Origin of the sequence: Mitsuaria sp. CC2, from assembly GCF_048957715.1 — a bacterium.
GTDB lineage: Bacteria > Pseudomonadota > Gammaproteobacteria > Burkholderiales > Burkholderiaceae_C > Roseateles.
Genome location: NZ_JARVXN010000018.1, coordinates 254,183 through 274,857, shown reverse-complemented (window position 1 = coordinate 274,857; position 20,675 = coordinate 254,183). Strand labels below are relative to the sequence as shown.

Annotated in this window: 20 protein-coding genes; 13 read left to right on the top strand and 7 right to left on the bottom strand. The window is 68.5% G+C overall.

The annotated features are described in order from the left end of the window. The first annotated feature begins 228 nt into the window (after nucleotides 1–228). Both PV762_RS13905 and PV762_RS13900 read left to right on the top strand, forming a co-directional pair. The gene (locus PV762_RS13905) at nucleotides 229–1,047 is read left to right on the top strand and encodes a response regulator (RefSeq protein ID WP_421035598.1); all 819 of its coding nucleotides are present in this window, start codon (nucleotides 229–231) and stop codon (nucleotides 1,045–1,047) included. Continuing rightward, a complete protein-coding gene (locus PV762_RS13900; RefSeq protein ID WP_421035597.1) occupies nucleotides 1,047–3,500 on the top strand; it encodes a sensor histidine kinase in 2,454 nt (817 codons plus the stop codon). The genes PV762_RS13905 and PV762_RS13900 overlap by 1 nt, the downstream gene beginning before the upstream one ends. A 74-nt stretch (nucleotides 3,501–3,574) precedes the next feature. Here PV762_RS13900 and PV762_RS13895 read toward each other — a convergent pair whose 3' ends face one another. Beyond that, nucleotides 3,575–3,802 carry a GSU2403 family nucleotidyltransferase fold protein gene (locus PV762_RS13895; RefSeq protein WP_421035596.1) on the bottom strand — a complete coding sequence of 76 codons (228 nt, stop codon included), beginning with the start codon at nucleotides 3,800–3,802 and terminating at the stop codon, nucleotides 3,575–3,577. Beyond that, on the bottom strand, nucleotides 3,803–4,957 hold the full coding sequence (locus PV762_RS13890) for an RpiR family transcriptional regulator (RefSeq protein WP_421035595.1): 1,155 nt from the start codon (nucleotides 4,955–4,957) through the stop codon (nucleotides 3,803–3,805). Between the two features lie 313 nt (nucleotides 4,958–5,270). Between PV762_RS13890 and PV762_RS13885 the strand changes: the two genes are divergently transcribed. Beyond that, on the top strand, nucleotides 5,271–7,139 hold the full coding sequence (locus PV762_RS13885; protein ID WP_421035594.1) for a phosphoenolpyruvate carboxykinase (GTP): 1,869 nt from the start codon (nucleotides 5,271–5,273) through the stop codon (nucleotides 7,137–7,139). Nucleotides 7,140–7,356: 217 nt separating this feature from the next. On the opposite strand, the gene PV762_RS13880 is transcribed toward PV762_RS13885, so the two are convergent. Continuing rightward, complete coding sequence (locus PV762_RS13880; protein WP_421035593.1) at nucleotides 7,357–7,599, bottom strand: hypothetical protein; 243 nt, start codon at nucleotides 7,597–7,599, stop codon at nucleotides 7,357–7,359. Nucleotides 7,600–7,883: 284 nt separating this feature from the next. On the opposite strand from PV762_RS13880, the gene PV762_RS13875 reads away from it, so the two are divergent. Next, complete coding sequence (locus PV762_RS13875; protein WP_421035592.1) at nucleotides 7,884–8,846, top strand: LysR family transcriptional regulator; 963 nt, start codon at nucleotides 7,884–7,886, stop codon at nucleotides 8,844–8,846. Beyond that, on the top strand, nucleotides 8,843–9,667 hold the full coding sequence (locus tag PV762_RS13870; RefSeq protein WP_421035591.1) for a UPF0149 family protein: 825 nt from the start codon (nucleotides 8,843–8,845) through the stop codon (nucleotides 9,665–9,667). The genes PV762_RS13875 and PV762_RS13870 overlap by 4 nt, the downstream gene beginning before the upstream one ends. 87 nt (nucleotides 9,668–9,754) lie before the next feature. Here PV762_RS13870 and PV762_RS13865 read toward each other — a convergent pair whose 3' ends face one another. Continuing rightward, complete coding sequence (locus tag PV762_RS13865; RefSeq protein WP_421035590.1) at nucleotides 9,755–10,546, bottom strand: IclR family transcriptional regulator; 792 nt, start codon at nucleotides 10,544–10,546, stop codon at nucleotides 9,755–9,757. A 94-nt stretch (nucleotides 10,547–10,640) separates the two neighbouring features. On the opposite strand from PV762_RS13865, the gene PV762_RS13860 reads away from it, so the two are divergent. The 3 genes from PV762_RS13860 to PV762_RS13850 are packed head-to-tail and all read left to right on the top strand — an operon-like array spanning nucleotide 10,641 to nucleotide 13,713. Next, nucleotides 10,641–11,648, top strand: coding sequence for a Bug family tripartite tricarboxylate transporter substrate binding protein (locus tag PV762_RS13860; RefSeq protein WP_421035589.1), 1,008 nt, complete (start codon nucleotides 10,641–10,643; stop codon nucleotides 11,646–11,648). A 17-nt stretch (nucleotides 11,649–11,665) separates the two neighbouring features. Next, entirely contained in the window at nucleotides 11,666–12,868 is a 1,203-nt protein-coding gene (locus tag PV762_RS13855; RefSeq protein ID WP_421035588.1) for a CaiB/BaiF CoA transferase family protein, read from the top strand. Further along, nucleotides 12,865–13,713, top strand: a complete 849-nt coding sequence (locus PV762_RS13850) for a citryl-CoA lyase (RefSeq protein ID WP_421035587.1) — start codon at nucleotides 12,865–12,867, stop codon at nucleotides 13,711–13,713. The genes PV762_RS13855 and PV762_RS13850 overlap by 4 nt, the downstream gene beginning before the upstream one ends. A 40-nt stretch (nucleotides 13,714–13,753) precedes the next feature. Here PV762_RS13850 and PV762_RS13845 read toward each other — a convergent pair whose 3' ends face one another. Next, on the bottom strand, nucleotides 13,754–14,596 hold the full coding sequence (locus tag PV762_RS13845; protein WP_421035586.1) for a metallophosphoesterase: 843 nt from the start codon (nucleotides 14,594–14,596) through the stop codon (nucleotides 13,754–13,756). 150 nt (nucleotides 14,597–14,746) lie between these two features. On the opposite strand from PV762_RS13845, the gene PV762_RS13840 reads away from it, so the two are divergent. Beyond that, nucleotides 14,747–15,169 carry a universal stress protein gene (locus PV762_RS13840; protein ID WP_421035585.1) on the top strand — a complete coding sequence of 141 codons (423 nt, stop codon included), beginning with the start codon at nucleotides 14,747–14,749 and terminating at the stop codon, nucleotides 15,167–15,169. Between the two features lie 93 nt (nucleotides 15,170–15,262). On the opposite strand, the gene PV762_RS13835 is transcribed toward PV762_RS13840, so the two are convergent. Then, nucleotides 15,263–15,484 carry a hypothetical protein gene (locus PV762_RS13835; RefSeq protein WP_421035584.1) on the bottom strand — a complete coding sequence of 74 codons (222 nt, stop codon included), beginning with the start codon at nucleotides 15,482–15,484 and terminating at the stop codon, nucleotides 15,263–15,265. A gap of 295 nt (nucleotides 15,485–15,779) precedes the next feature. Between PV762_RS13835 and PV762_RS13830 the strand changes: the two genes are divergently transcribed. Continuing rightward, complete coding sequence (locus PV762_RS13830) at nucleotides 15,780–15,977, top strand: hypothetical protein (protein ID WP_421035583.1); 198 nt, start codon at nucleotides 15,780–15,782, stop codon at nucleotides 15,975–15,977. Here the strand turns inward: PV762_RS13830 and PV762_RS13825 are convergent, their stop codons facing one another. Continuing rightward, nucleotides 15,978–16,991 carry a LysR family transcriptional regulator ArgP gene (locus PV762_RS13825; protein WP_421035582.1) on the bottom strand — a complete coding sequence of 338 codons (1,014 nt, stop codon included), beginning with the start codon at nucleotides 16,989–16,991 and terminating at the stop codon, nucleotides 15,978–15,980. A gap of 155 nt (nucleotides 16,992–17,146) precedes the next feature. Here PV762_RS13825 and PV762_RS13820 point away from each other — a divergent pair, with 155 nt between their 5' ends. From PV762_RS13820 to PV762_RS13810, 3 genes are all read left to right on the top strand, one after another. Beyond that, nucleotides 17,147–17,767, top strand: coding sequence for a LysE/ArgO family amino acid transporter (locus PV762_RS13820; RefSeq protein WP_421035581.1), 621 nt, complete (start codon nucleotides 17,147–17,149; stop codon nucleotides 17,765–17,767). Between the two features lie 57 nt (nucleotides 17,768–17,824). Beyond that, a complete protein-coding gene (locus PV762_RS13815; protein ID WP_421035580.1) occupies nucleotides 17,825–19,150 on the top strand; it encodes a D-amino acid dehydrogenase in 1,326 nt (441 codons plus the stop codon). A gap of 97 nt (nucleotides 19,151–19,247) precedes the next feature. Then, nucleotides 19,248–20,576, top strand: coding sequence for an Hsp70 family protein (locus PV762_RS13810; protein ID WP_421035579.1), 1,329 nt, complete (start codon nucleotides 19,248–19,250; stop codon nucleotides 20,574–20,576). Nucleotides 20,577–20,675: the final 99 nt, after the last annotated feature.

Below are 20,675 nucleotides of genomic sequence, written 5' to 3'. Positions count from 1 at the left end.
TTGGCAAGGGCGCGGTTATCCCGTGCGGCGCGGGTCCGGAGTTCTGACAATTCGCCGCCGATGTTTGGCGATTGGTTCAGGGCCGGCGCGATGGGTCGGGCCGTGCCGGTTTCCGGTAGTTTTTCCGCTCCGATGCCTCCCCCCCCAGATGGGCGTTTTGATCGCTGGGCGCCCACCGGACCGGCCCTCGCGAGCGCGTTTTGCCGAGGGTCCCCGGACAATCCGCCGATGTCCCGTGCCGCACCCGCTTCCGCGATCCATCGCCCTCTGCTGCTGCTGGTGGACGACCAGCCCGAGGACCTGCGCTGGTTGACCGCGCTGCTGCATCCGCTCTACCGGCTGGCCTTCGCCGAGAGCGGCCGTGCCGCGCTGCAGAAGGCGCAAGGCCTGGCGCCGGACCTCGCGTTGCTGGACGTCGGCCTGCCCGACATGGACGGCTTCGCGCTGTGCCGGCTGCTCAAGTCCGACCCCGCGACGCGCGACGTGCCGCTGCTTTTCCTGAGCGCCCACAACGACGTCGACAGCCGCATCGAAGGGCTGTCGCAGGGCGCGGTGGACTTCATCAGCAAGCCTTTCCATCCGCAGGAGGTGCTCGCGCGCGTGCGGGTGCACCTGCATCTGGCCGAGTCGCGCCGGCCGCAGCCGTCGAACGACGTCGACGAGGCGCTGGCCGCCGGGGCGGGCACGCCCGACCAGCGCCTGCTGGCCGCGGCGCGGCAGTACATCGGCGAGCACTTGGTCGAGCCGCTGACGGTGAACCAGATCGGCCGGCAGGTGGGGCTCACCGGACGACGGCTGCTGGCACTGTTTCGCGAGGAGCTGGGACAGACGGTGTCCGGCTACATCAGCGACGAGCGCGTGCGCACCGGACAGCGTCTGCTGGCCGAGACCGACATGAGCGTCTCGGACGTCGCGTTCCACGTGGGCTACGCGAACGCGGGCAACTTCGCGACCGCGTTCCGGGAGCGCAATGGGCTCACCCCGCAGGCCTACCGGACGGCGTTACGCGCCCGTGACTCGGCCGCTCCAGAGGATTCGCAGCCCTGATGGCCGATTGGCGCCGATGGGCCGCTGCAGTCTGCATCGCGGCCGTGTTCTCCGCCGCGCAAGCGGCGCCTGTGCCGTCAGCGCCGGAACTGCCGGAACTGCCTGGACCGCCGGCGACCGTGCCAGACGTGTGGAGCGGGACGGGACCGCAGCCGGCGATTGCCCTGCACGGCACGACGCCGGCCCGCATCGGGCTGGTCGACCAGGGGCAGCTCTGGATCGAGCGCGCGGCCCAGCCGCCGCGCGACAGCCCGGCGCGCTGGCGCCCCGCGGACAGGGCGACGCTGTCACCCGGCTACACGCGCGACACCTACTGGCTGCGCTGGACGCTGCGTCAGGACGGGACCGAGGCGACCCGCTACATCCTCATGGTGGACCCGGCGCGCATCGAGTCCGTGGCGCTCTATCGCCGTCGTTTGATGCCCGACGGCAGCGCGACGCCGTGGACGATGGCGCGCGCGGGCACCGACCTGGCCTTCGAGCAGCGGCCGTTGGCGTTGCGCGAGAGCGCCTTCCCCATGCGCATCGAGCCCGGCGAGGTCTGGGAGTTGCGGCTGCGTGCGGCGAGCCGCGGGGCGCTGTCGATCGAGCCAACGCTCTGGGTGGCGGAGGCGCTGATCGAGGAACAGCAGTGGCGGGTCTGGCGCGACGGCATGCTGTCTGCGGTGGGGTTGACGCTGGCAGCGCTGGCGGCAGGGTTGGCGATCTCGCTACGTGACCGCGGTTATGCGTGGATCGCAGCCTTCCTGTCGAGCGCGATGGTCTACGAGATGGCGATGCGCGGCACCGCCTTCCAGCGCTTCTGGCCGGAAGCGACGGACTGGGCGCAACGGGCGCTGGGCACGGCGGGTGCGCTGACGACGGTCTTCCAGCTGATGGCGCTGGCGACGGTGCTGCGGCTGCGCGAGACGCAGCCGGCCGTGCATCGCGCGCTGGTCGCGGTGGTGGGGATGAGCCTGATCGCGGTGGCGGCGTGCATCGTGGCGGACTACCAGACCGCCACGCAAATGGCGGCGCCGACCAACCTGGCGCTGACGGCGATCGGCCTGATCGCGAGCTTTCGCGCGATGCGGCGCGGCGATCCGGTGGGGGGCGTGTGGCTGTGCGCGATCGGCGGCGTCGTGCTGGGCATTGCGCCGCGGTACTTCAGCCTGCTCGGTTATTTGCCGTATGCCGACTGGATCGAACTGGCACCTTCCATGGTGGGCACGGCGGGCGCGGCGGCGGTGCTGGTGACGATGCTGCGGCTGCTGCAGCGCGAACGCCGCCGGCATGCGCAGGCGCTGGAAGCGGCGGTGCTGGAACGCACCGCGGAGCTGGCCCGCGCCGGCGCGCATGCGCAGGCGAGCGACGAGGCGAAGGGCCGTCTGCTCGGACATATCGGACACGACCTGCGCGCACCGCTGGCCTCGATGGTGCAACTCACGCGGCGGCTGACGCCGGGGTCCGACTTCGAATCGACCCGCCAGGCGCTGGAGCACGGCGGGGTGATGCTGCTCGACACGATCGACGAACTGCAGCGTTTCGCGCGGCAGCCGACGGCGGAGGCGGACCTCGAGGTGCTGAATGCGCCGGTCTACCTGCACGGCCTGCTGCACGAGCTGGCGCTGCAGTCGCAGGCGCTGATGCTGGCAGGCAAGACCCGGCTCTCGCTGGTCATGGACGACGCGCTGCCGGCGGTCGTGGCGCTGGATGCGCGGCGGCTCCGGCAGGTGCTGCTCAACCTCCTGTCGAATGCGGCGAAGTACGCCCAGGCGGGCGAGGTCGTGCTGGAGGCTCGGGCGGTCGGCGCTCAACTGGTGTTGTCGGTGACTGACGAAGGTCCGGGGCTGGCGCCGGAGGAACTGGAACGGATCTTCGATCCGTTCATGCGCGGTCGACGTCAGGGAGACGTGCCGGGTCTGGGACTGGGCTTGGCGATCGCGAGGCAGACGGTGCGCGCGATGGGCGGCGAGTTGAGCGCGCGGAGCTCGCAGGGCCGGGGCAGCAGTTTCGTCGCGGAACTCCCGCTGATCGAGGCGACCGAGGCGGAAGTCCAATGGCCGGCCTTGCAGTCGCAGGCCGGCATGGAGCGGATCGGCGACGGCTGGGTGGCGGTTGTGTGGGATCGCTGCGCGGCGGTGCGCGAGGTGATGCTGGAGCGTCTGCTCCAGTGCGGCTTCGATGCGCGCGAGGTCGAACGGGCGGAGGATCTGCCCGCGGCGCTCGAAGAAGCGTCGTCGACGGGGCAGGGGCTGCTGCTGGCCTCGTCGCCGGAGTCGCTGCCGTCCGTCAATATATGGCACGACTGGCGCGATCGCTGGCCTTCGTTGAAGACGCTGCTGTGCGCCGCGTCGCCGCGTCGCGATTGGCCCGGGGAGGCCGGGCTCGTCAAGCTGCCGAAACCGGCGCCGCAGACGCTGTGGGTGCCGGCGTTGTGGGAGTTGTGCCGGGAGGCTGGGGAGCGCGGCTAACCTCGCCGTTTGATACCGTCAAGGCCGGCAGCGCTAAGGCGACTCGAAGATCCGCTCAAAGGAGATTTGACACGTCAGCCGGAACTCCTCCGGATCAAGGCAGCCCGGATATCGCCTTCCAGCGGTGCCTGATTGGCAAATGCCAGGTCGCTGTCCTTGGTGAAAACCGCCTGGTAGTCCAGCAGATTTGCCCGCGGGTCGAGGCGGTGCACGCGATGGGCCCAGCCACCGATGAAGATCAGGTGGGCGCGCCACGGGTCCAGTGCCTGCACCAGCGTCGCAAATGCGACCAAGTCATTCATTCAGCGCGTTCCGTCAAGGAGATGAGGTCGAAGGATCTGGTTGTAGATCACCGCCGCTTGCTCTTCGCCGCGCGCCGGGTGGCTGGCGACGTCCAACCACGTCTGCAGGACATCGGCACAAGCCACCCCGTCGCGCATGACGGCACCGCGGAACGTCGATTGTGGTGCGGCCGTCTCCCTCACGATGAGATCAGGCGCGCCGGAAGCCACGGGGACGAGGCCGCGCCATGTCTTGTCGTCGAGGCGCGATAGGCTGGGGACGATCACATGCGGGGGAACGCCGCTGACATGGCCCACGCGCAATGCATCGGCTGCCGAGAACAAGCCAAGACAGACCTGCGCAGGGTGCGCGACCAGAAGCTGGTGCAACTGCTTCTCTACTGACGTCTTGAGGACGAAGCGCATAGGCCTCTGAATCGGACTTTTCATCGAAGCTGCCTGCCATCGACGCAGCAGTTCTTCGCGGCGGACCAGCCTGAGCGTGGTCGAGGAATCGTCCAGGTGGCCTTCCTGTCGCAATTGCTGCAGCAGCCTGGAAGCGCTCATCGTGGACACGCCAGCGGCCTGCGCAAAGTCGGCGCCGGTGCGGAACTGATCCCGTGGCGCCTTCATCAGTTCGGGCGGCAGGTCAGGCGCCAGAAGAACCTTGAGCATCCATTGGTTCAGGTCCGAGAACAGATTGACCGGCGTCCTAGCGGAAGTCGTGCGGCGTCGTGAGGAGGCGGATCGGCCCGCGTTGAGCGCTTCGAGTTCGAGGTTGGGGTCGCGGAAGTAGCGCACACCGCTCTTTGTCACGAGGCCGACGGCGGTACCGGGCGCATAGGTGTCGACAAAGCGGCCGACCTGGCCGATCAGCGCGTCCGATGCGTCTTCCAAGTAGAGGACTGCCAGCGGTTGTGCGCCGGCGTCGGCTTTCGCATAGGTCTGGGCCTGCAGGATGGCTTGCGCGAGCAACGGGATGGCGCGATCAGTCCGTCCTTCCGCAGGCGCCTTGATGTCCACGGTCAGATGTCGCGCGCGACGTTTGATACGCAGATCCGGCCCCCGATCTTGCCCGGGCGCTTCGATCTGGACTTGCCATCCGCCGGCCTCAAAAAGGGCCGATAAATCGGCAGTGGCTGCTTGGCCGCGGTTCTTCCGTAGCAGGGTAGACATGGCTGGCCGTTTGAATGGATAACGCGGCTACTGTATGTAAAGTGGCCGCGATATCTAACATGTCCATGATATTGGCGCGGAGACGATGAAGCGTTGCTCCCGGCTGCGCATCAATCCATTCCCAAAACGCATAACCCCGACAGGCGTTGGAGTTACGGCGTGATTACATTGGAACCAGTGTTCGGCGAAGCACCACGCTGAGGCGCGGCATTGGGTCAGCTCCGCGGTCTCCTCCTCTGAAAGAAGGGGTCGGGAGCCACCGGAACGGAGCTGACCCAATTCCGCTTTTCATATCCTCAAATTGGAAACCGCCATGAATCAACCTGTGATGGAAGGCTTGCGCCTGAACGTACCGGCCTACGTCAAACACCAGCGACTCGTCGCCTGGGTCGCGGAGATCGCTGCCCTCACCGAGGCCAAGGACGTCTACTGGTGCGACGGCAGCCAGGCCGAGTACGACCGCCTGTGCCAGCAGCTCGTCGACGCCGGCACCTTCCAGAAGCTGAACCCGGCCAAGCGTCCCGGCAGCTTCCTCGCCTGGAGCGATCCGACCGACGTCGCCCGCGTCGAGGACCGGACCTTCATCTGCACGAAGAACAAGCTCGACGCCGGTCCGACCAACAACTGGATGGAACCGGCGGAGATGCGCGCCCTGCTGCAGACCGGCGACAAGGCCCTGTTCCGCGGCGCCATGCGCGGCCGCACGCTGTATGTCGTGCCGTTCTCGATGGGCCCGATCGGCTCCCCGATCGCCCACATCGGCGTCGAACTGTCCGACAGCCCCTACGTCGCCGTGAACATGCGCATCATGACCCGCATGGGTCGCGCGGTCCTGGACACGCTCGGCGACAACGGCGAGTTCGTGCCCTGCGTCCACACCGTGGGCGCGCCGCTCGAAGCCGGCCAAGCCGACGTCAAGTGGCCCTGCAACAAGACGAAGTACATCGTCCATTACCCCGAGACCCGCGAGATCTGGTCCTACGGCTCCGGCTACGGCGGCAACGCGCTGCTGGGCAAGAAATGCTTCGCGCTGCGCATCGCCTCCACCATGGGCCGCGACCAGGGCTGGCTGGCCGAACACATGCTCGTCCTGGGCGTGACCTCGCCCGAAGGCAAGAAGCACCACGTCGCCGCCGCCTTCCCCAGCGCCTGCGGCAAGACCAACTTCGCGATGCTGATCCCGCCCGCCGGCTTCGAAGGCTGGAAAGTCACCACCATCGGCGACGACATCGCCTGGATCAAGCCCGGCAAGGACGGCCGCCTCTACGCGATCAACCCGGAAGCCGGCTACTTCGGCGTCGCCCCGGGCACGAACGTGAAGACCAACCCGAACTGCATGGCCAGCCTGGACAAGGACGTCATCTTCACCAACGTCGCGCTGACCGACGACGGCGACGTCTGGTGGGAAGGCATGACCGACACGCCGCCGGCCCATCTGGTCGACTGGCAAGGCAAGGACTGGACCCCGGAGATCGCCAAGGAGACCGGCGCCAAAGCCGCTCATCCGAACGCCCGCTTCACCGTCGCCGCGACCAACAACCCGGCGCTGGATGCGGAGTGGGACAACCCCGCCGGCGTGGCCATCGATGCGTTCATCTTCGGCGGCCGCCGCTCGACGACCGTGCCGCTGGTGACCGAGGCCCGCGACTGGACCGAAGGCGTCTACATGGCCGCGACCATGGGCTCCGAGACCACCGCCGCGGCCGCCGGCCAGCAGGGCGTCGTCCGTCGCGACCCGTTCGCGATGCTGCCCTTCATGGGCTACAACATGGCGGACTACTTCCAGCACTGGCTGACCCTGGGCGCCAAGCTGGCCCAGTCCGGCGCCAAGCTGCCGGCGATCTTCTGCGTCAACTGGTTCCGCAAGGGCGCCGACGGCAAGTTCGTGTGGCCCGGCTACGGCGAGAACATGCGCGTCCTGAAGTGGATGCTGGAGCGCGTTGACGGCAAGGGCCAAGGTGTGGAGCACGCCTTCGGCACCAGCCCGCGTTATGAAGACCTGAACTGGCAAGGCCTGGCCTTCACGCCGGAACAGTACAAGACCGTCACCCATATCTCGAACGACGACTGGGCGACGGAACTGAAGCTCCACGACGAGCTGTTCATCCAGCTGGCCCAGGGCCTGCCGGCGGAACTGCCCGCTACCAAGGCCAAGATCGAACAGCGCCTGGCACAGGCCTGATCGTCTCCCGGATTCCACCCGGCGACCGCCTCGAAAGAGGCGGGTCCGGGGGAGCCAGAAAAGGCAAAGCCCGCTCGAAGCGATTCGAAGCGGGCTTTTCTTTCGGTCAGTCTGGAGCGGCATTCAATGAGAGCCTGCGCTCACATCACCTGTCTCCGAACGGTGCGACCGGGCCCACACGGCGCCCGGCAGGTCGGCTGCTCAGCCGTTCGACTGTTCAGCCGTTGCGGCGGGCGTTCGCGGCGCGCAGCTCAGCGGCGAAGGAGGGCATGCTCTCTTCGTACTGGGCGGCGAGGGCCAGGATCTCGCGCTCGGCGCGAGCCATCTTGGCAGTCTCGATGCGGGCCTTGACGTTCGTGATCGTGCGGGCCCAGACGCGGGCGCCGATCGTGGCGAACGTGCCGCCGCGACGCACCGTGCGGCTCAGGGGAAGACCGAAGGTTTGGGTAGCGACGCTCATGGCGATTTCCTTTGATTGGCTTGTTTGGGTCGGCTCTGTAGAACCGATGGACTGAACTATAGGGTTTGCCCTAGGCATGCCGCCAATGAAAGATGGGCATTGAATGTATGAACGCTGTGCATATCATTGGGCGGATCGCGTTCAGCCCGTGATGCGCATCACAGCGGCTCTCGTGAAGTGCCAAGTAATGCGCAAGCCAAGTCCCGGACGACCGGTCCGAGGGCCCTCGCGGGACTGTGGCGTGGACGCCGATTCGGCTGGTTTTCCGTGGAAAAGTGCCTGAGATGAGCTTCCGGAACCTCGATCTGAACCTGCTCAAGGTGTTCGACGCCGTCATGGCCGAGCGCTTGTCGATGACGCAACCGGCCGTCAGCCATGCGCTGAAACGGCTGCGCGAGGCGCTCGGCGAGGACTTGTTCGTGCGCCAGGCCTTCGGGATGAAGCCGACGTCGCGGGCGGAAGGGCTCTGGCCGGAAGTCCGGTCGGCGCTCACCCGGCTACGAGTGGCACTGGATCCCGGCGACTACCAGCCGACGTCCGAGGAGTACACCTTCCGTCTGGCGATGGCTGACGCGACGGCAGCGCTGATCCTGCCGCCGCTGATGCAACAGCTGGAGCAGATGCGTGCCCTGGCCAACGTCCATGTGCTGCCGCTGACGACGCGCGACCCGCGCCAGTTGCTGGAGCAGGGCGAGGCGGACTTCGCGCTCGGTTATTTCCCGAACGCGGTCGCCGCGCTGAAAGGGCAGGGCGACATGGCGGCGATCCGGCAGCAGCGGCTGTACGACTCGTACTACGTCTGCGTGATGCGGCGCGGTCATCCGCTGGCCGACCAGGAGCTGACGCTGGACGTCTTCTGCCAGGCGCATCACCTGCTGGTGAGTTTCTCGGGCCGGCCTTACGGCTTCGTCGACGAGGCGTTGGCGGCGCTCAAGCGCAGCCGACGGATCGCGCTGACGGTCAACCAGTTCTTCACCGCCGGCCGGGTGGTGGCGCATTCCGACCTGCTGACGGTGCTGCCGCAGTCCTTCATCACGGCCACCGGCTACCAGGAAGCGCTGATCTACCGTCCGCTGCCGATGCCGCTGTCGCCCGTGCACGTCGACGTGCTCTGGCACCTGCGCAACGAGGACCGCAGCGCCCAGCGCTGGATGCGCGAACGGCTGATCGACGCGGTGCGTCCGCCGTCCGCCGATGCAGTCGCTCCCACGCCGGCCGACGTCAGCGGCGACAATCGCGCCCCATGAGCATTGCCCATGACCTTTCCGACGCCGAGTTCGACGAACTCGACGAACTCCTCGCCATCACGCCCGAGCCCCTCGAGCCGCTGGACGCCTCGATGCTGGACGGCTACCTGGCCGGCGTGCTGGTGCAGCCCCGCCTGATCCCGATCGAGGAATGGCTGCCGCCGATCTTCGACTACGAGGGCCGCGAGCTGCCCGACGACGTCGACCCCGCCTGGCTGGCCCGCATCCGCGCGCTGGTGGAGCGCCGCTTCGCCTCGCTGAACCACAGCATGCTGGAGCAGGGCTGGTTCTACCCGGTGGTGCTGGACCTGGAAGCGGATGAAGCGGACGCCGACGGCACCGCTGAAGACGCTGCGGAAGGCGCCGCTCCGGAAGCCGCCGCGCAAGCCGACGCCAAGGCCGACGCCAACGCCGACGAGCCCGTCGATCCGGACGCGCCGCAGCTCCCCGACGATCCGATCACCCAGGCCTTGCTGCCGTGGGTGGGCGGTTTCGAGTACGCCGCGGTGACCTTCCCCGACCTGCACGAGCAGGCCGACGACAACATCAACGCGCTGCTGGCGCGCCTGTACCGCCACCTGCCGGCCGAGACGCCGGAGGAAGTGGAGATCGTCGAGCTGCTGGACAAGGAGCATCCGCTCAAGAACATCGACGAGGCCATCGAGGACCTGATCCTGACCGTCGTCGACCTGCAGGAAGCGACGGAGCAGCAGCGGTATCACGTCGAGCAGGTGCGTCGCGACTCGCCGAAGCTGGGCCGGAACGATCCCTGCCACTGCGGTTCGGGCAAGAAGTTCAAGAACTGCCACGGCGCGGCCTGATCTCCGCCGGCCGTCACGTCGCGCCTGAGGCGCGGCGAGGGCGGTGACGCCACACGACGCCGGCCCTTGCGCCGGCGTTTTCCATGGTCAGCCGCCGGTCGTGAAGTCGGCGATCGACACGGTCCGCAGCGCCGTGTCCAAGAGCGCGACATCGCCGCCAAGCAGGCGGCTGGCCTCGCGTGCGGCGCCGAGCACGGCGCGGCAGGCGTTCAGCATGGTCTCGGGCGGCGACAGCCGCACCCGCGGCCCGGACACGGCGATCGCTCCCTGCACACGTCCGTCGACGGCGAACACCGGCGCTGCGACCGAAGCCGTGTCCGGCTCGCGTTCCCCGTAGGAGGCGCCCCATCCGCGCTCGCGGATGTCCGCGTGGGCGGCACGGTGGTCGTTCGAGAACGCGCACAGCACCTTGCCCGATGCGCCCTGGTGCAGCGCGTACTGCTGCCCCACGGCCACCGCCGCGCGCACCGAGCGCGCCGGCTCCCAGCGATGGATCGCGATCCGCGCCTCGCCGTGCCGGACGTAGAAGGACGCCGTCTCGCCGGTGTCCGAACTGAGCTGCTTGAGCAGCGGTTCCACGACCGGCCCCACATGGAAGGAGCGCTGGTAGATCGTCGCCAGCCGCAGCGGCGCCGGCCCGATGGCGTACTGCCCGTCCGGCAGCCGCCGCACGAATCCCCCGTGTTCCAGCGCGGCCAGCAACCGCAGCACGGTGCTCTTGTAGAGGCCGGTGCGCCGCGACAGCTCCGCCAACGACAGGGCGTCGTCGTCCTGGCCGAACGCGCCCAGCAGCGCGAACGCACGGTCGAGCACGGCCACGCCGCTGGATTCGGCCGTCGCCTCGGGGTTGTCGGAAGGTGCGCTGTCTGATTCGGCCACGGGTAATCCCTCGTCTAGGGCATCACGGAGACGTCCTACAGTTCTATCAAACAAACCGACGTTCTGCTAGATAGAACAAACACGGAGACGCGACATGACGAAGTCCCTGGCCCCGCAGTGCCTGATCCGAGGCGCCGCCTTCACCCTGATCGCCGCCACGAGCGCGGGCATGACCGCGACCGCGGCGCTGGCCGCCGACGCCGCCTTTCCGACCCAGCCCATCCGCCTGATCGTCCCGTTCCCGCCCGGCGGCGGCACGGACATCGTGTCGCGGCTGATCCTGGAGAAGGTGCGCGAGGACACCGGCTGGACCTTCGTCCCGGACAACAAGGCCGGCGCGGGCGGCAACATCGGGCTGGACGCCGTCGCCAAGAGCAAGGCCGACGGCTACACGCTGGGCATGGGCCAGACCGCCAACCTGGCGATCAACCCCACGCTTTATCCCAAGATGCCCTACGACGCGGCCAAGGCCTTCACGCCGGTCGCGTTGGTCGCGGGGCAGCCGGTGGTGCTGGTGGTCTCGTCGTCCTCCAGCTTCAAGGCGGTCGCCGACCTGGTCGCCGCCGCGAAGGCAAAGCCCGGCACCCTGACCATGGCCTCCGCCGGCAACGGCACGGTGGGTCATCTCACGGGGGAGCTGTTCTCGAAGCAGGCCGCCATCCAGGTGACGCACATCCCCTACAAGGGCGCCGGTCCGGCGGCGACCGACCTGCTCGGCGGTCAGGTGGACTACTACTTCGCGACGCCGCAGACGGTGGTGCCCTTCATCAAGGCCGGCAAGCTGCGGGCGCTGGCGATCAGCTCCGCCGCACGGCTGCCGGTGCTGCCCGACGTTCCCACGGTGGCCGAGAGCGGCTTCAAGGGCTTCGACACCTCGGACTGGAAGATGATCGTGGCGCCGGCCGGCACGCCGGCAGCGGTCGTGACGCGGATGAACGCGCAGGTGCAGAAGGCCTTGGCCAAGGCGGCGACGATCGGACAGCTGCAGTCCGAAGGCAGCGTCCCGATGGCCGGCACGCCGCAGCAGGCGGCGCAGTTCCTGGCGCGTGAGCAGAAGCGCTGGGGCGACGTGGTCCGCAGCGGCAACGTCAAGGTCGACTGAGTGCCACGGAGCTTCGCATGAGCCAATCCCCGCTGCGCGGCGTCCGCGTCCTCGACCTGACCAACGTGCTCGCCGGCCCCTTCGCGTGCCACCAGCTGGCGCACCTGGGCGCCGACGTCATCAAGGTCGAGGCGCGCGAGACCGGCGACCTCGCCCGCCAGCTCGGCGCCGACACGGCGCTGAACCAGGCGCACATGGGCGTGTCCTTCCTGGCGCAGAACCCGGGCAAGCGCTCGATCACCATCGATCTGAAGCGGCCGTCCGGCAAGGCGGTATTCCGCAAGCTGGTGGCGACGGCCGACGTCGTCGTCGAGAACTTCCGGCCTGGCGTGATGCAGCGGCTGGGTGTCGGTTTCGACGAGCTGCGTCAGGTCAACCCGCGGCTGGTCTATTGCGCGATCTCGGGCTTCGGCCAGGACGGGCCGCTGCGCGACCTGCCCGCCTATGACCAGATCATCCAGGGCATGTCCGGCATGATGAGCATCACCGGCGGTCCGGACTCGGCGCCGTTCCGCGTCGGTCATCCGGTGGCGGACACCATCGGTGGCCTCACGGCGGCGATGGCCATCGCCGCGGCACTGGCGGACAAGGAACGCGCCGAGGCGACCTTCATCGACGTGTCGATGCTCGAAGCCGCGATGGCGACGATGGGATGGGCGGTGTCGAACCTGCTCGTCGCAGGCCGCGAGCCGCAACCGATGGGCAACGACAACGTGACGGCCAGTCCGTCCGGCACCTTCCGCACGGGGCAGGGGTTGCTCAATATCGCGGCCAACAAGCAGGAGCAGTTCGAGGCCGTCTGCGACACGGTCGGTCATCCGGAGTGGAAGACCGATCCGCGCTTCGTCGATCGCCACGCGCGGCTGAAGCACCGGGCCGAACTCACGCATCTGCTCGAAGCCGCGATGACCGATGGCTCCGCTGCGGAGTGGTGGCAGCGTTTGAACGATGCGGGCGTGCCTGCGGGTCCGGTGTACTCCGTGAGGGAAGCGCTCGCGCATCCGCAGATCGCGGACCGAGGGATGGTTGCGAATTTCGAGGACGTGCCCGGCGTCGGACGCGATGTCCGCGTGCTGCGCACCGGCTTCAAGCTGAACGGGCAGGCGCCGTCCGTGTCGACGCCGCCGCCGCGGCTCGGCCAGGACACCGAGGCCATCCTCGAAGAACTGGGTTACGGCGCCGCCGAGCGGGCCGCGCTGAAAGAGGAGAAGGCCGTATGAGCGCCAACGAAGGCAAGCAGCCGCCGGTCGACGGACCGGTGCACGATCAACGCGTGCCGGACTGGTGGCGTACCTCGATCATCGAGATGTCGCCCGGCGTCATCCGCTACGGCGGCCATGCGATCCAGGACCTGATCGGGCAGGTCAGCTTCGCGCAGATGATCTGGCTCATGACGCGCGGCGAACTGCCCGGTTCGGAGCAGGCCAAACTGCTGGACGTCGCGCTGATGGCTGCGGTCGACCATGGCCCGCAGGCGCCGAGCATCGCCATCGCGCGCATGGCCGCGACCTGCGGCGTCGGCCTCAACAATGCGATGGCGTCGGCGATCAACGTGCTCGGCGACGTGCACGGCGGCGCGGGCGAGCAGTGCGTGGAAATGCTGCAGGCCATCGCGATGCGCATGGACGCAGGCGGCTCGCTCGAAGACGCCACCGCCGCGGGCCTGGACGAGGCGATCGAACTGCGCGGCAAGTTCGTCTCGGGCTTCGGACACCGCTTCCATCCGGTGGACCCGCGCGCGCCTCGGCTGCTGGAACTGGTGGACGAGGCGGCCCAGCTCGGCGTGGTCTCGGGTCGCTTCGCGACGATCGGTCGAGCCGTCCAGGCGGAGCTGCAGCGGCGCAAGGACGGTCGCCGCATCCCGATGAACATCGACGGCGCGACCGCCGTGATCTACGCCGAGCTTGGCTTCCCGGCGCCGCTGGCGCGGGGCCTGTTCTGTATCTCGCGCTCGGTGGGCATCCTCGCGCACGCCTGGGAGCAGACGCAGCAGGGCGGCCGCAACAAGGGTCCGATGCCGCGCGAATATCTCTGGACCTACGACGGTCCGCCGGCGAAACGCTGAAGCCTTGCTTGGCGCCGCCTGGGCTTGGTAGAGAGACGGCTCAGACTTCGATGACGAGGTCCGGCCGGTAGTCCTCCTGCTCGCCCTTGTTGGCGTAGCCCAGCGGATTGGCGACGACGCGGCACCGATGCGGAACTTCGCCGCGCGGGCCGGCAGACGACTCGACGACGTAGTCGTGGGCGCAATGCAGATGGCCGTGCAGCCACAGGTCCGCATGGGGCAGCAGGTCGTCGAGCGAGTTGCAGAAGCCGGCGGTGCCTGGTGTCAGGCCGTAGCGGGGATCGGCGCTTCGCAGCGTGGGCGCGTAGTGCGTCACCGCCACGGTCTTGCCCTCGAAAGGCCGTTCGAGCGCCTCGCGCAGCCAGGCCTGGCATTCCAGCGCCAGGTCGCGTTGCCGTTCCGCCAGCATGTGCTGACCGTCGATCAGCGTCGAGAACCGACGCAGGTAGTGATTCGCCGCGCGGAAGGCCTTTTCTCTGGCCGCCAGCTGCTTCGTCGGCGTCGACTCGCGCGCCGCCAGCGCGTCGAAGTCGGCCCACAGCGTCGTCCCGAGGAACCGGACGTCGCCGATGACGATTTGCTCGCGATCCAGCCACTCGATGCCGAGGTCCGCGCAGGTCTGCCGAAGCCGCACCTGCGCCGTGGCGAAATCGATGCCGTCGTACTCGTGGTTGCCAGGCACGTAGAGCACGCGCGGCCACGGCGCGCCGTCGCGCTTCGGTGAAAAGCGGCCCAGGCCGAAGTCGTCCGTCACCAGTCGCGAGCCGGTCTGGTACGAGCCGACATCGCCCGCCAGGACCAGCAGGTCGACGTCCGGCGCGGCCGTCGTCTGGAAGTCGGTCTGGCGCTCGAGATGGAGGTCGGAGATCAGTTGCAGGCGCACGGCGGGTCGGCGAAGGGCGGATGACAGAAGCCGCGATTGTCCAACGTCAAGGACGAAGCAGCCTGCGGGGTATGTGCGGCTTTCCGGAAGCAACCCTGTGACACACTGGTCAGAGGCCGGTCGTCGGCCGTCACAGAGAGGGAGCCTTTGATGAAGATCCTCGTCGCCGTCGATGGCAGCACGTATTCGAAGCGCATGCTGGCGTATCTCTCCGCCCACGACGAGTGGTTGGGCGGTTCGCACGACTACACCGTCGTGCACGTGGTCCCCGGGGTGCCGCCACGTGCGGCCGCGGTGCTCGACAAGGCCGTGCTCGCCGAGTACTACCAGGACGAGGCCGAGAAGGTCCTCAAGCCGATCCGCACCTTCATGGACAAGCGCGGCATCAAGGCGCAGTACGTCGTGAAGACCGGGCACGCGTCGGAAGCGATCACGGCCGTGGCCGAGAAGGGCCGCTTCGATCTGCTGATGATGGGCTCGCACGGCCACACGGCGCTGGGCAAGCTGGTGCTGGGCTCCGTCGCCACCAAGGTCATGGCCCACAGCGACGTGCCGGTGCTGCTCATCCGCTGATCCTGATACCCGCCGGCCCGCCGCCAAACGGGACGGCTCCGGGGACTCGCGGCTCAGGAATGCAAAAGGCGCCCACGTGGGGCGCCTTGAGCGTCAGCCGCGTCGGGCGGCCATCCAGGACAGTGGCGACTCGACCGTGGCCGGCGGCGCGGATTCTGATTCCAGCCCGTAGTCGCTGCGCCGGAAGTCCTCGTACTCGCTCTCGTCGCCGAAGCTCGCTTCCATGCCGAATGCCGTGCCCATGTCGGCCGGTTCTGGCTCACGGCCGGCGGGCGAGTCGCGACGGAAGAGGCGAAGGGCGGAGGTGATGCGCATGATGGACCTCGTCGGAAAGCACGGGGTGAGGGCGCCGCTCGACGACGATGCTGCGTCTTGCGGTGAAGCACAGTTTGCGCGCCTTTGTCTTCAGGCAAATCCCCAGATCGCGGGTGCGCGAGAATCGCGCTGACAAATACACACAGATTGGGGCTTGCCCACCACAGGTGCGGCGAAATAACCACGTGCCCCACTTAGGTGTGATGCCCCCCTCATTCAGGGGTGACTATGCTTCGCGACTTCCCTAATTCGTGGAAGCCATTGCTTTCTCATGTCTCCACTGATTCACAAATCAATGACCTGGGCGATCGTCGGCAGCGTCGTGCTGACTTCCGCCTGGCTGGCCAATTCCGTGCAGGACAAGCACGAGCGCGGCGGGTTCAGGATGCGCCTGGTCGAGCAGGGGGCCGCGCCCGCCTCGGCCACGCCCGGCGTGGCACAGGCGCCTCTGCAGACGCAGACCAAGGTGCAGGTCGCCGCCCTCAAGCGTTGATCAGGCACTGATCAAGGCGTCCCTGGCTCCCCGGGCCAGCGCCTCCCCAATCTGATCCAGCAACGCCGGAGGCGCCCCGCCTTCCGGCGTTGTCGCTTTTCTTGCAACCGCGGCACCCTTGGCGACCCTGCTGCCCGGTACGCCCTCCACACCCGACGCGCGGGCCATGCTCTCGCCGCCCAGCTTCCACTGGTGCCAGTACAGGGCGACCTCGACCTGGACCTCCGGCCGCAGCGCCACCAGTTCGCCGCTCGCGAGCAGCGGCCGGACCTGGAGCTCCGGCGCCACGCCCACGCCCCAGCCCATCCGCACCGCGTTGACGTAGCCTTCGCTGGACGGCACGTAGCGGGCGTTCAGCCGAGCGGAGCGCAGCCCCATCGCCTGGCGGACCCACTGCTGCTGGGCATCGTCCTTGCGGTTGAACACCAGGAACGGCACCTGCGCGAAATTGGCCGCCCCCAGGCCGTTGGGCAGCATCCGGGCAACGAAGTCCGGACTCGCCACGGCGATGTAACGCATCACGCCCAGCGGCTGGGCAATGCATCCGCGCAGCGCCTGCGGCACGGTCGTGACGCAACCCAAGACCTCGCCCTGGCGCAGCCAGTCGTGGGTGAAGTCCTGGTCGTCCACCACCAGTTCCAGGCCGAAGCCCTCCCGCATCCCGCGTTGCACCAGCGGATCCAGCGCCGGGAGCACCCAGGTCGCCAGGCTGTCGGCGTTGACGGCGATCGGGAGCCGTTCGGCCTGCGCCGATTGCACGCCCAGTTCCCGCACGACGTCCGAGCGGAGCGCCGCGAGCTGACGGGCGTAACGCAGCAGCCGCTTGCCCGGTTCGGTGAGCCGCAGGGGACGCGAGCGCACCACCAGCAGCTGGCCGACCTGCGCTTCCAGGCTGCGCAGGCGCTGGGACACGGCGCTCTGCGTGATCGCCAGCGTCTCGGCGGCACGTTCGAAGCTGCGTTCGTCGGCGAGCGCGGCCAAGCAATCCAAGCCGGCGGCGTCCAGGTCTTTCATAAGCGTTCCTAATGGAGTCGCTGAGATATTAATCCCGCTTCATCAAAGCAGGTCGTCTCCTCACAATCCCGCCTACTACGCCCTCGACGGCGTGGCGACGCTCGTCCTGAAATCCGCCCTCCGCTCTCCGCTCTCGACCCACCGGCCATCGATCCATGTCGTCCCCCAGCGCAGCCCTGTTGCAAGGTTGGCTCACCGGAGCCGGCCTGATCGTCGCCATCGGCGCGCAGAACGCGCTGGTGCTTCGCCAGGGCCTGATGCGCCAGCACGTGGCGCCGGTGGTGGTGGTCTGCGCCCTGTCGGACATGCTGCTGATCTGGCTGGGCGTGTTCGGACTGGGCCGGTTGATCGCGGCGAGTCCGCTGCTGATGGAAGTCTTCCGCTGGGGCGGCGCCGCGTTCCTGATGGCCTACGGTGTGAAGGCGGCCCTGCGCGCGTTGTCTCCCCGGGCCGGCCTGCAGGCGCAGGCGGGCACCGCCTCGCTGTCGACGGTGCTGGGCAGCACGCTGGCCATGACGTATCTGAACCCCCATGTCTACCTGGACACGGTGGTGCTGCTGGGCACCGTCGGCGCGCAGCAGCCGGCCGGCCTGCAATGGCCGTTCGCGGCGGGCGCCTCGGTGGCGTCCTGGATGTGGTTCTCGCTGCTGGGCTTCGGCGCGGCGGCGGTGGCGCCGGCGTTGCGCCGGCCGGCGGTCTGGCGCAGCATCGATGCCTTGATCGCCCTCGTGATGGCCTTGCTGGGACTGCAGCTGATCCTGCGCCCGCTGGCCTGAAGCCTGCCTGTCCCACGCTGAACCGCAGCGGAACCACAAGTTCACCTGGAGCTCTCCATGAAGGTCATCGTCCTCGGCGCCGGCATCATCGGCATCCACACCGCCTGGTACCTGCTGGACCAGGGTCACGAGGTCGTGGTCGTCGACCGGCAGCCCGATGCGGCGCTGGAGACCAGCTTCGCCAACGGCGCGCAGATCTCGGTCTGCTTCTGCGAACCCTGGGCCAACGCCGGCGCGCCGTTCAAGGTCGCGAAGTGGCTGCTGAAGGACGACGCGCCGCTGCTGTTCCGTCCGCGTCTGGATCCGGCGCAGTGGCGCTGGGGTCTGTCCTTCCTGGGCCAGTGCACGACGGCGGCGTTCGAACGCAACGTCGAGCAGCTCGTGCGCCTGGGCCGCTACAGCCACGAGTCGCTGCAGTCGCTGGTCGCCGACACGGGCATCGAGTACAACCGCCTGCAGAAGGGCATCCTCCACTTCTTCGGCAGCGAGGCCGATTTCGAAGCCGGCGCGCAGGGCGCCGAGATCATGCGCCGCCATGGCGTCGACCGCCGCGTGCTGAGCCGCGACGAGGTCCTGGCGATCGAACCCGCGCTGCGCTCGGCGCAGCACGCGGTGTTCGGCGGCACCTACACGCCGAGCGACGAATCCGGCGACGCGCGTGTGTTCACGCAGGCGCTGGCGAAGCTGGCGGAAAAGCGTGGCGCGCAGTTCCTCTGGAACCACGACATCGTCGCGCTGCAGCCGCAAGGCGGCGCGCAGGGCAACGAGATCGCCGGCGTGCAGATCCAGTCGCGCGAGACCGGCCAGACGCAGTGGCTCAAGGGCGACGCCTACGTCGTGGCGCTGGCGTCCTACGCGCCGGCCCTGACGAAGTCGCTGGGCGAGCATCTCAACATCTACCCCGCCAAGGGCTACTCGGCCACGCTGCGATTGAAGAAGCCGGAGCAGGCCAGCACGGTCAGCCTGCTGGACGACGCACGCAAGATCGCGATCTCGCGCCTGGGCGACTTCGTCCGCATCGCCGGCACGGCGGAACTGGTGGGCCTGGACACGAGCCTGGACAGCCCGACCTCCAAGGTCCGCTGCGAGTCGCTGGTGCGCCGCTACGAGGAACTGTTCCCTGGCGTCGCCGACCTGTCCGAGCCCAACTACTGGACCGGCCTGCGTCCGAGTACGCCGACCAACGTGCCCTACATCGGCCGCAGCCAGAAGGCGTCCAACCTGTGGATCAACGCCGGCCACGGCACCCTGGGCTGGACGCACGGCGCCGGCTCCGGCCGCGCGCTGGCGGAACTGATGAGCGGCAAACGTCCGGAACTGGACTTCGGCTTCTACGGCGACGCGCTGCCGGCGAAGTCGGTGCGCAGCCTGCAGCCCGCCTGATCCGGCCGGACCCCTGAGGCGTCATCCGGGCGCCCGAACCCCCGAAACCTGGGCGCGGCTAGAATCCGCGCCCTTTTCGCATTTCCTCCGCGCCGCCATGTCCTCTTCGCTTTCCGACCTGCCGCGGGATTTCTGCGCCATCGACTTCGGTACCTCCAACTCGGCGGTCGCCGTCCCTGACGCCGGCCGCCCGGGCGCGATGCGCCTGGTGCCGCTCGAGGGCGACAAGGTGACCATGCCGACGGCGGTCTTCTACTTCGCCGAAGGCCGCCACGATGCCGACGGCCCGCCGCGCGCCTTCGGCCGCGCGGCCATGAGCGCCTACGTCGAGGGCACCGATGGGCGTCTGATGCGCTCGATGAAGAGCATCCTCGGCTCCAGCCTGATCGACCAGGTCACGGACGTGGGCGGCGGCCGCGGCGTGAAGTACATCGACATGCTCAGCGGCTACCTCAAGCGCCTGCGCAAGCAGGCCGGCGCGTCCGACGCCGGCGGCCACGAGCCGCGCCGGGTCGTGCTCGGCCGGCCGGTCTACTTCGTCGACGGCGAGCCCGAGCGCGACGCGGCGGCACAGGCCTCGCTGGCGGCGGCGGCGAGGGCGGTCGGCTTCGAGGACGTGCATTTCCAGTTCGAGCCGATCGCGGCCGCGTTCGACTTCGAGCAGCAGGCCGATCGGGAGCAGCTGGTGCTGGTGGCCGACATCGGCGGCGGCACCTCGGACTTCTCCATCGTGCGGGTCGGCCCCGACCGCGTGAAGCGTCTGGACCGCCGTGACGACATCCTCGCCAGCCACGGCGTGCACATCGCCGGCACCGACTTCGACCGCCACATCGAGCTGACCGGCATCCTGCGCGAGTTCGGCTACCGCGCGCTCGGCCCGGCCAAGCCGGGCCAGACGCCCCGCGAGGTCCCCAGCGGTGTCTACTTCGATCTCGCGACCTGGCACCTGATCAACACCTGCTACAGCCCGCAGCGCGTGCTGGAGCTGCGCAACATGAAGGGCTTCTACGGCGATCCGCGCCACCATCAACGGCTGATGACGGTGCTGGACGAGCGGCTCGGCCACGAGCTCGCGAATCGCGCGGAAGACGCCAAGATCGAAGTCGCCGGCGGCGGCGACTGCGTGATCGACCTGCAGCTGATCGAGTCCGGCCTGACCGTGCCGCTTTCGGAAACCGTCGCGCTGGATGCCCTGCGTGGCGACATCGAACGCATCGCCCAGGCGGGCCGTGAGACGGTGGAACGGGCGGGCCTGAAGCCGTCGGACATCGACGCGCTGTACTTCACCGGCGGCTCGACCGGCCTGACCGTGCTGGCCGACCGCATCGCGGCGGACTACCCGGACGCCAAGACGGTGCGCGGCGACCGTTTCGCATCGGTCGCGACGGGATTGGGCCTCCATGCGGCGCGTCTGTTCGCTGCGTGATGCGGACGTGAACGCCAGGGCCTGAAACCTCGGGATCACCCGGGGGGCTGACGTCGGACATCGGGGGAGGGCGCTGCTAGATTGCCGCCTTCCTCTGCT

Coding starts and splice junctions, on each gene's coding strand:
- PV762_RS13905 (WP_421035598.1), top strand. CDS start 229: ATGTCCCGTGCCGCACCCGCTTCCGCGATCCATCGCCCTCTGCTGCTG.
- PV762_RS13900 (WP_421035597.1), top strand. CDS start 1,047: ATGGCCGATTGGCGCCGATGGGCCGCTGCAGTCTGCATCGCGGCCGTG.
- PV762_RS13895 (WP_421035596.1), bottom strand. CDS start 3,802: ATGAATGACTTGGTCGCATTTGCGACGCTGGTGCAGGCACTGGACCCG.
- PV762_RS13890 (WP_421035595.1), bottom strand. CDS start 4,957: ATGTCTACCCTGCTACGGAAGAACCGCGGCCAAGCAGCCACTGCCGAT.
- PV762_RS13885 (WP_421035594.1), top strand. CDS start 5,271: ATGAATCAACCTGTGATGGAAGGCTTGCGCCTGAACGTACCGGCCTAC.
- PV762_RS13880 (WP_421035593.1), bottom strand. CDS start 7,599: ATGAGCGTCGCTACCCAAACCTTCGGTCTTCCCCTGAGCCGCACGGTG.
- PV762_RS13875 (WP_421035592.1), top strand. CDS start 7,884: ATGAGCTTCCGGAACCTCGATCTGAACCTGCTCAAGGTGTTCGACGCC.
- PV762_RS13870 (WP_421035591.1), top strand. CDS start 8,843: ATGAGCATTGCCCATGACCTTTCCGACGCCGAGTTCGACGAACTCGAC.
- PV762_RS13860 (WP_421035589.1), top strand. CDS start 10,641: ATGACGAAGTCCCTGGCCCCGCAGTGCCTGATCCGAGGCGCCGCCTTC.
- PV762_RS13855 (WP_421035588.1), top strand. CDS start 11,666: ATGAGCCAATCCCCGCTGCGCGGCGTCCGCGTCCTCGACCTGACCAAC.
- PV762_RS13850 (WP_421035587.1), top strand. CDS start 12,865: ATGAGCGCCAACGAAGGCAAGCAGCCGCCGGTCGACGGACCGGTGCAC.
- PV762_RS13840 (WP_421035585.1), top strand. CDS start 14,747: ATGAAGATCCTCGTCGCCGTCGATGGCAGCACGTATTCGAAGCGCATG.
- PV762_RS13835 (WP_421035584.1), bottom strand. CDS start 15,484: ATGCGCATCACCTCCGCCCTTCGCCTCTTCCGTCGCGACTCGCCCGCC.
- PV762_RS13830 (WP_421035583.1), top strand. CDS start 15,780: ATGACCTGGGCGATCGTCGGCAGCGTCGTGCTGACTTCCGCCTGGCTG.
- PV762_RS13825 (WP_421035582.1), bottom strand. CDS start 16,991: ATGAAAGACCTGGACGCCGCCGGCTTGGATTGCTTGGCCGCGCTCGCC.
- PV762_RS13820 (WP_421035581.1), top strand. CDS start 17,147: ATGTCGTCCCCCAGCGCAGCCCTGTTGCAAGGTTGGCTCACCGGAGCC.
- PV762_RS13815 (WP_421035580.1), top strand. CDS start 17,825: ATGAAGGTCATCGTCCTCGGCGCCGGCATCATCGGCATCCACACCGCC.
- PV762_RS13810 (WP_421035579.1), top strand. CDS start 19,248: ATGTCCTCTTCGCTTTCCGACCTGCCGCGGGATTTCTGCGCCATCGAC.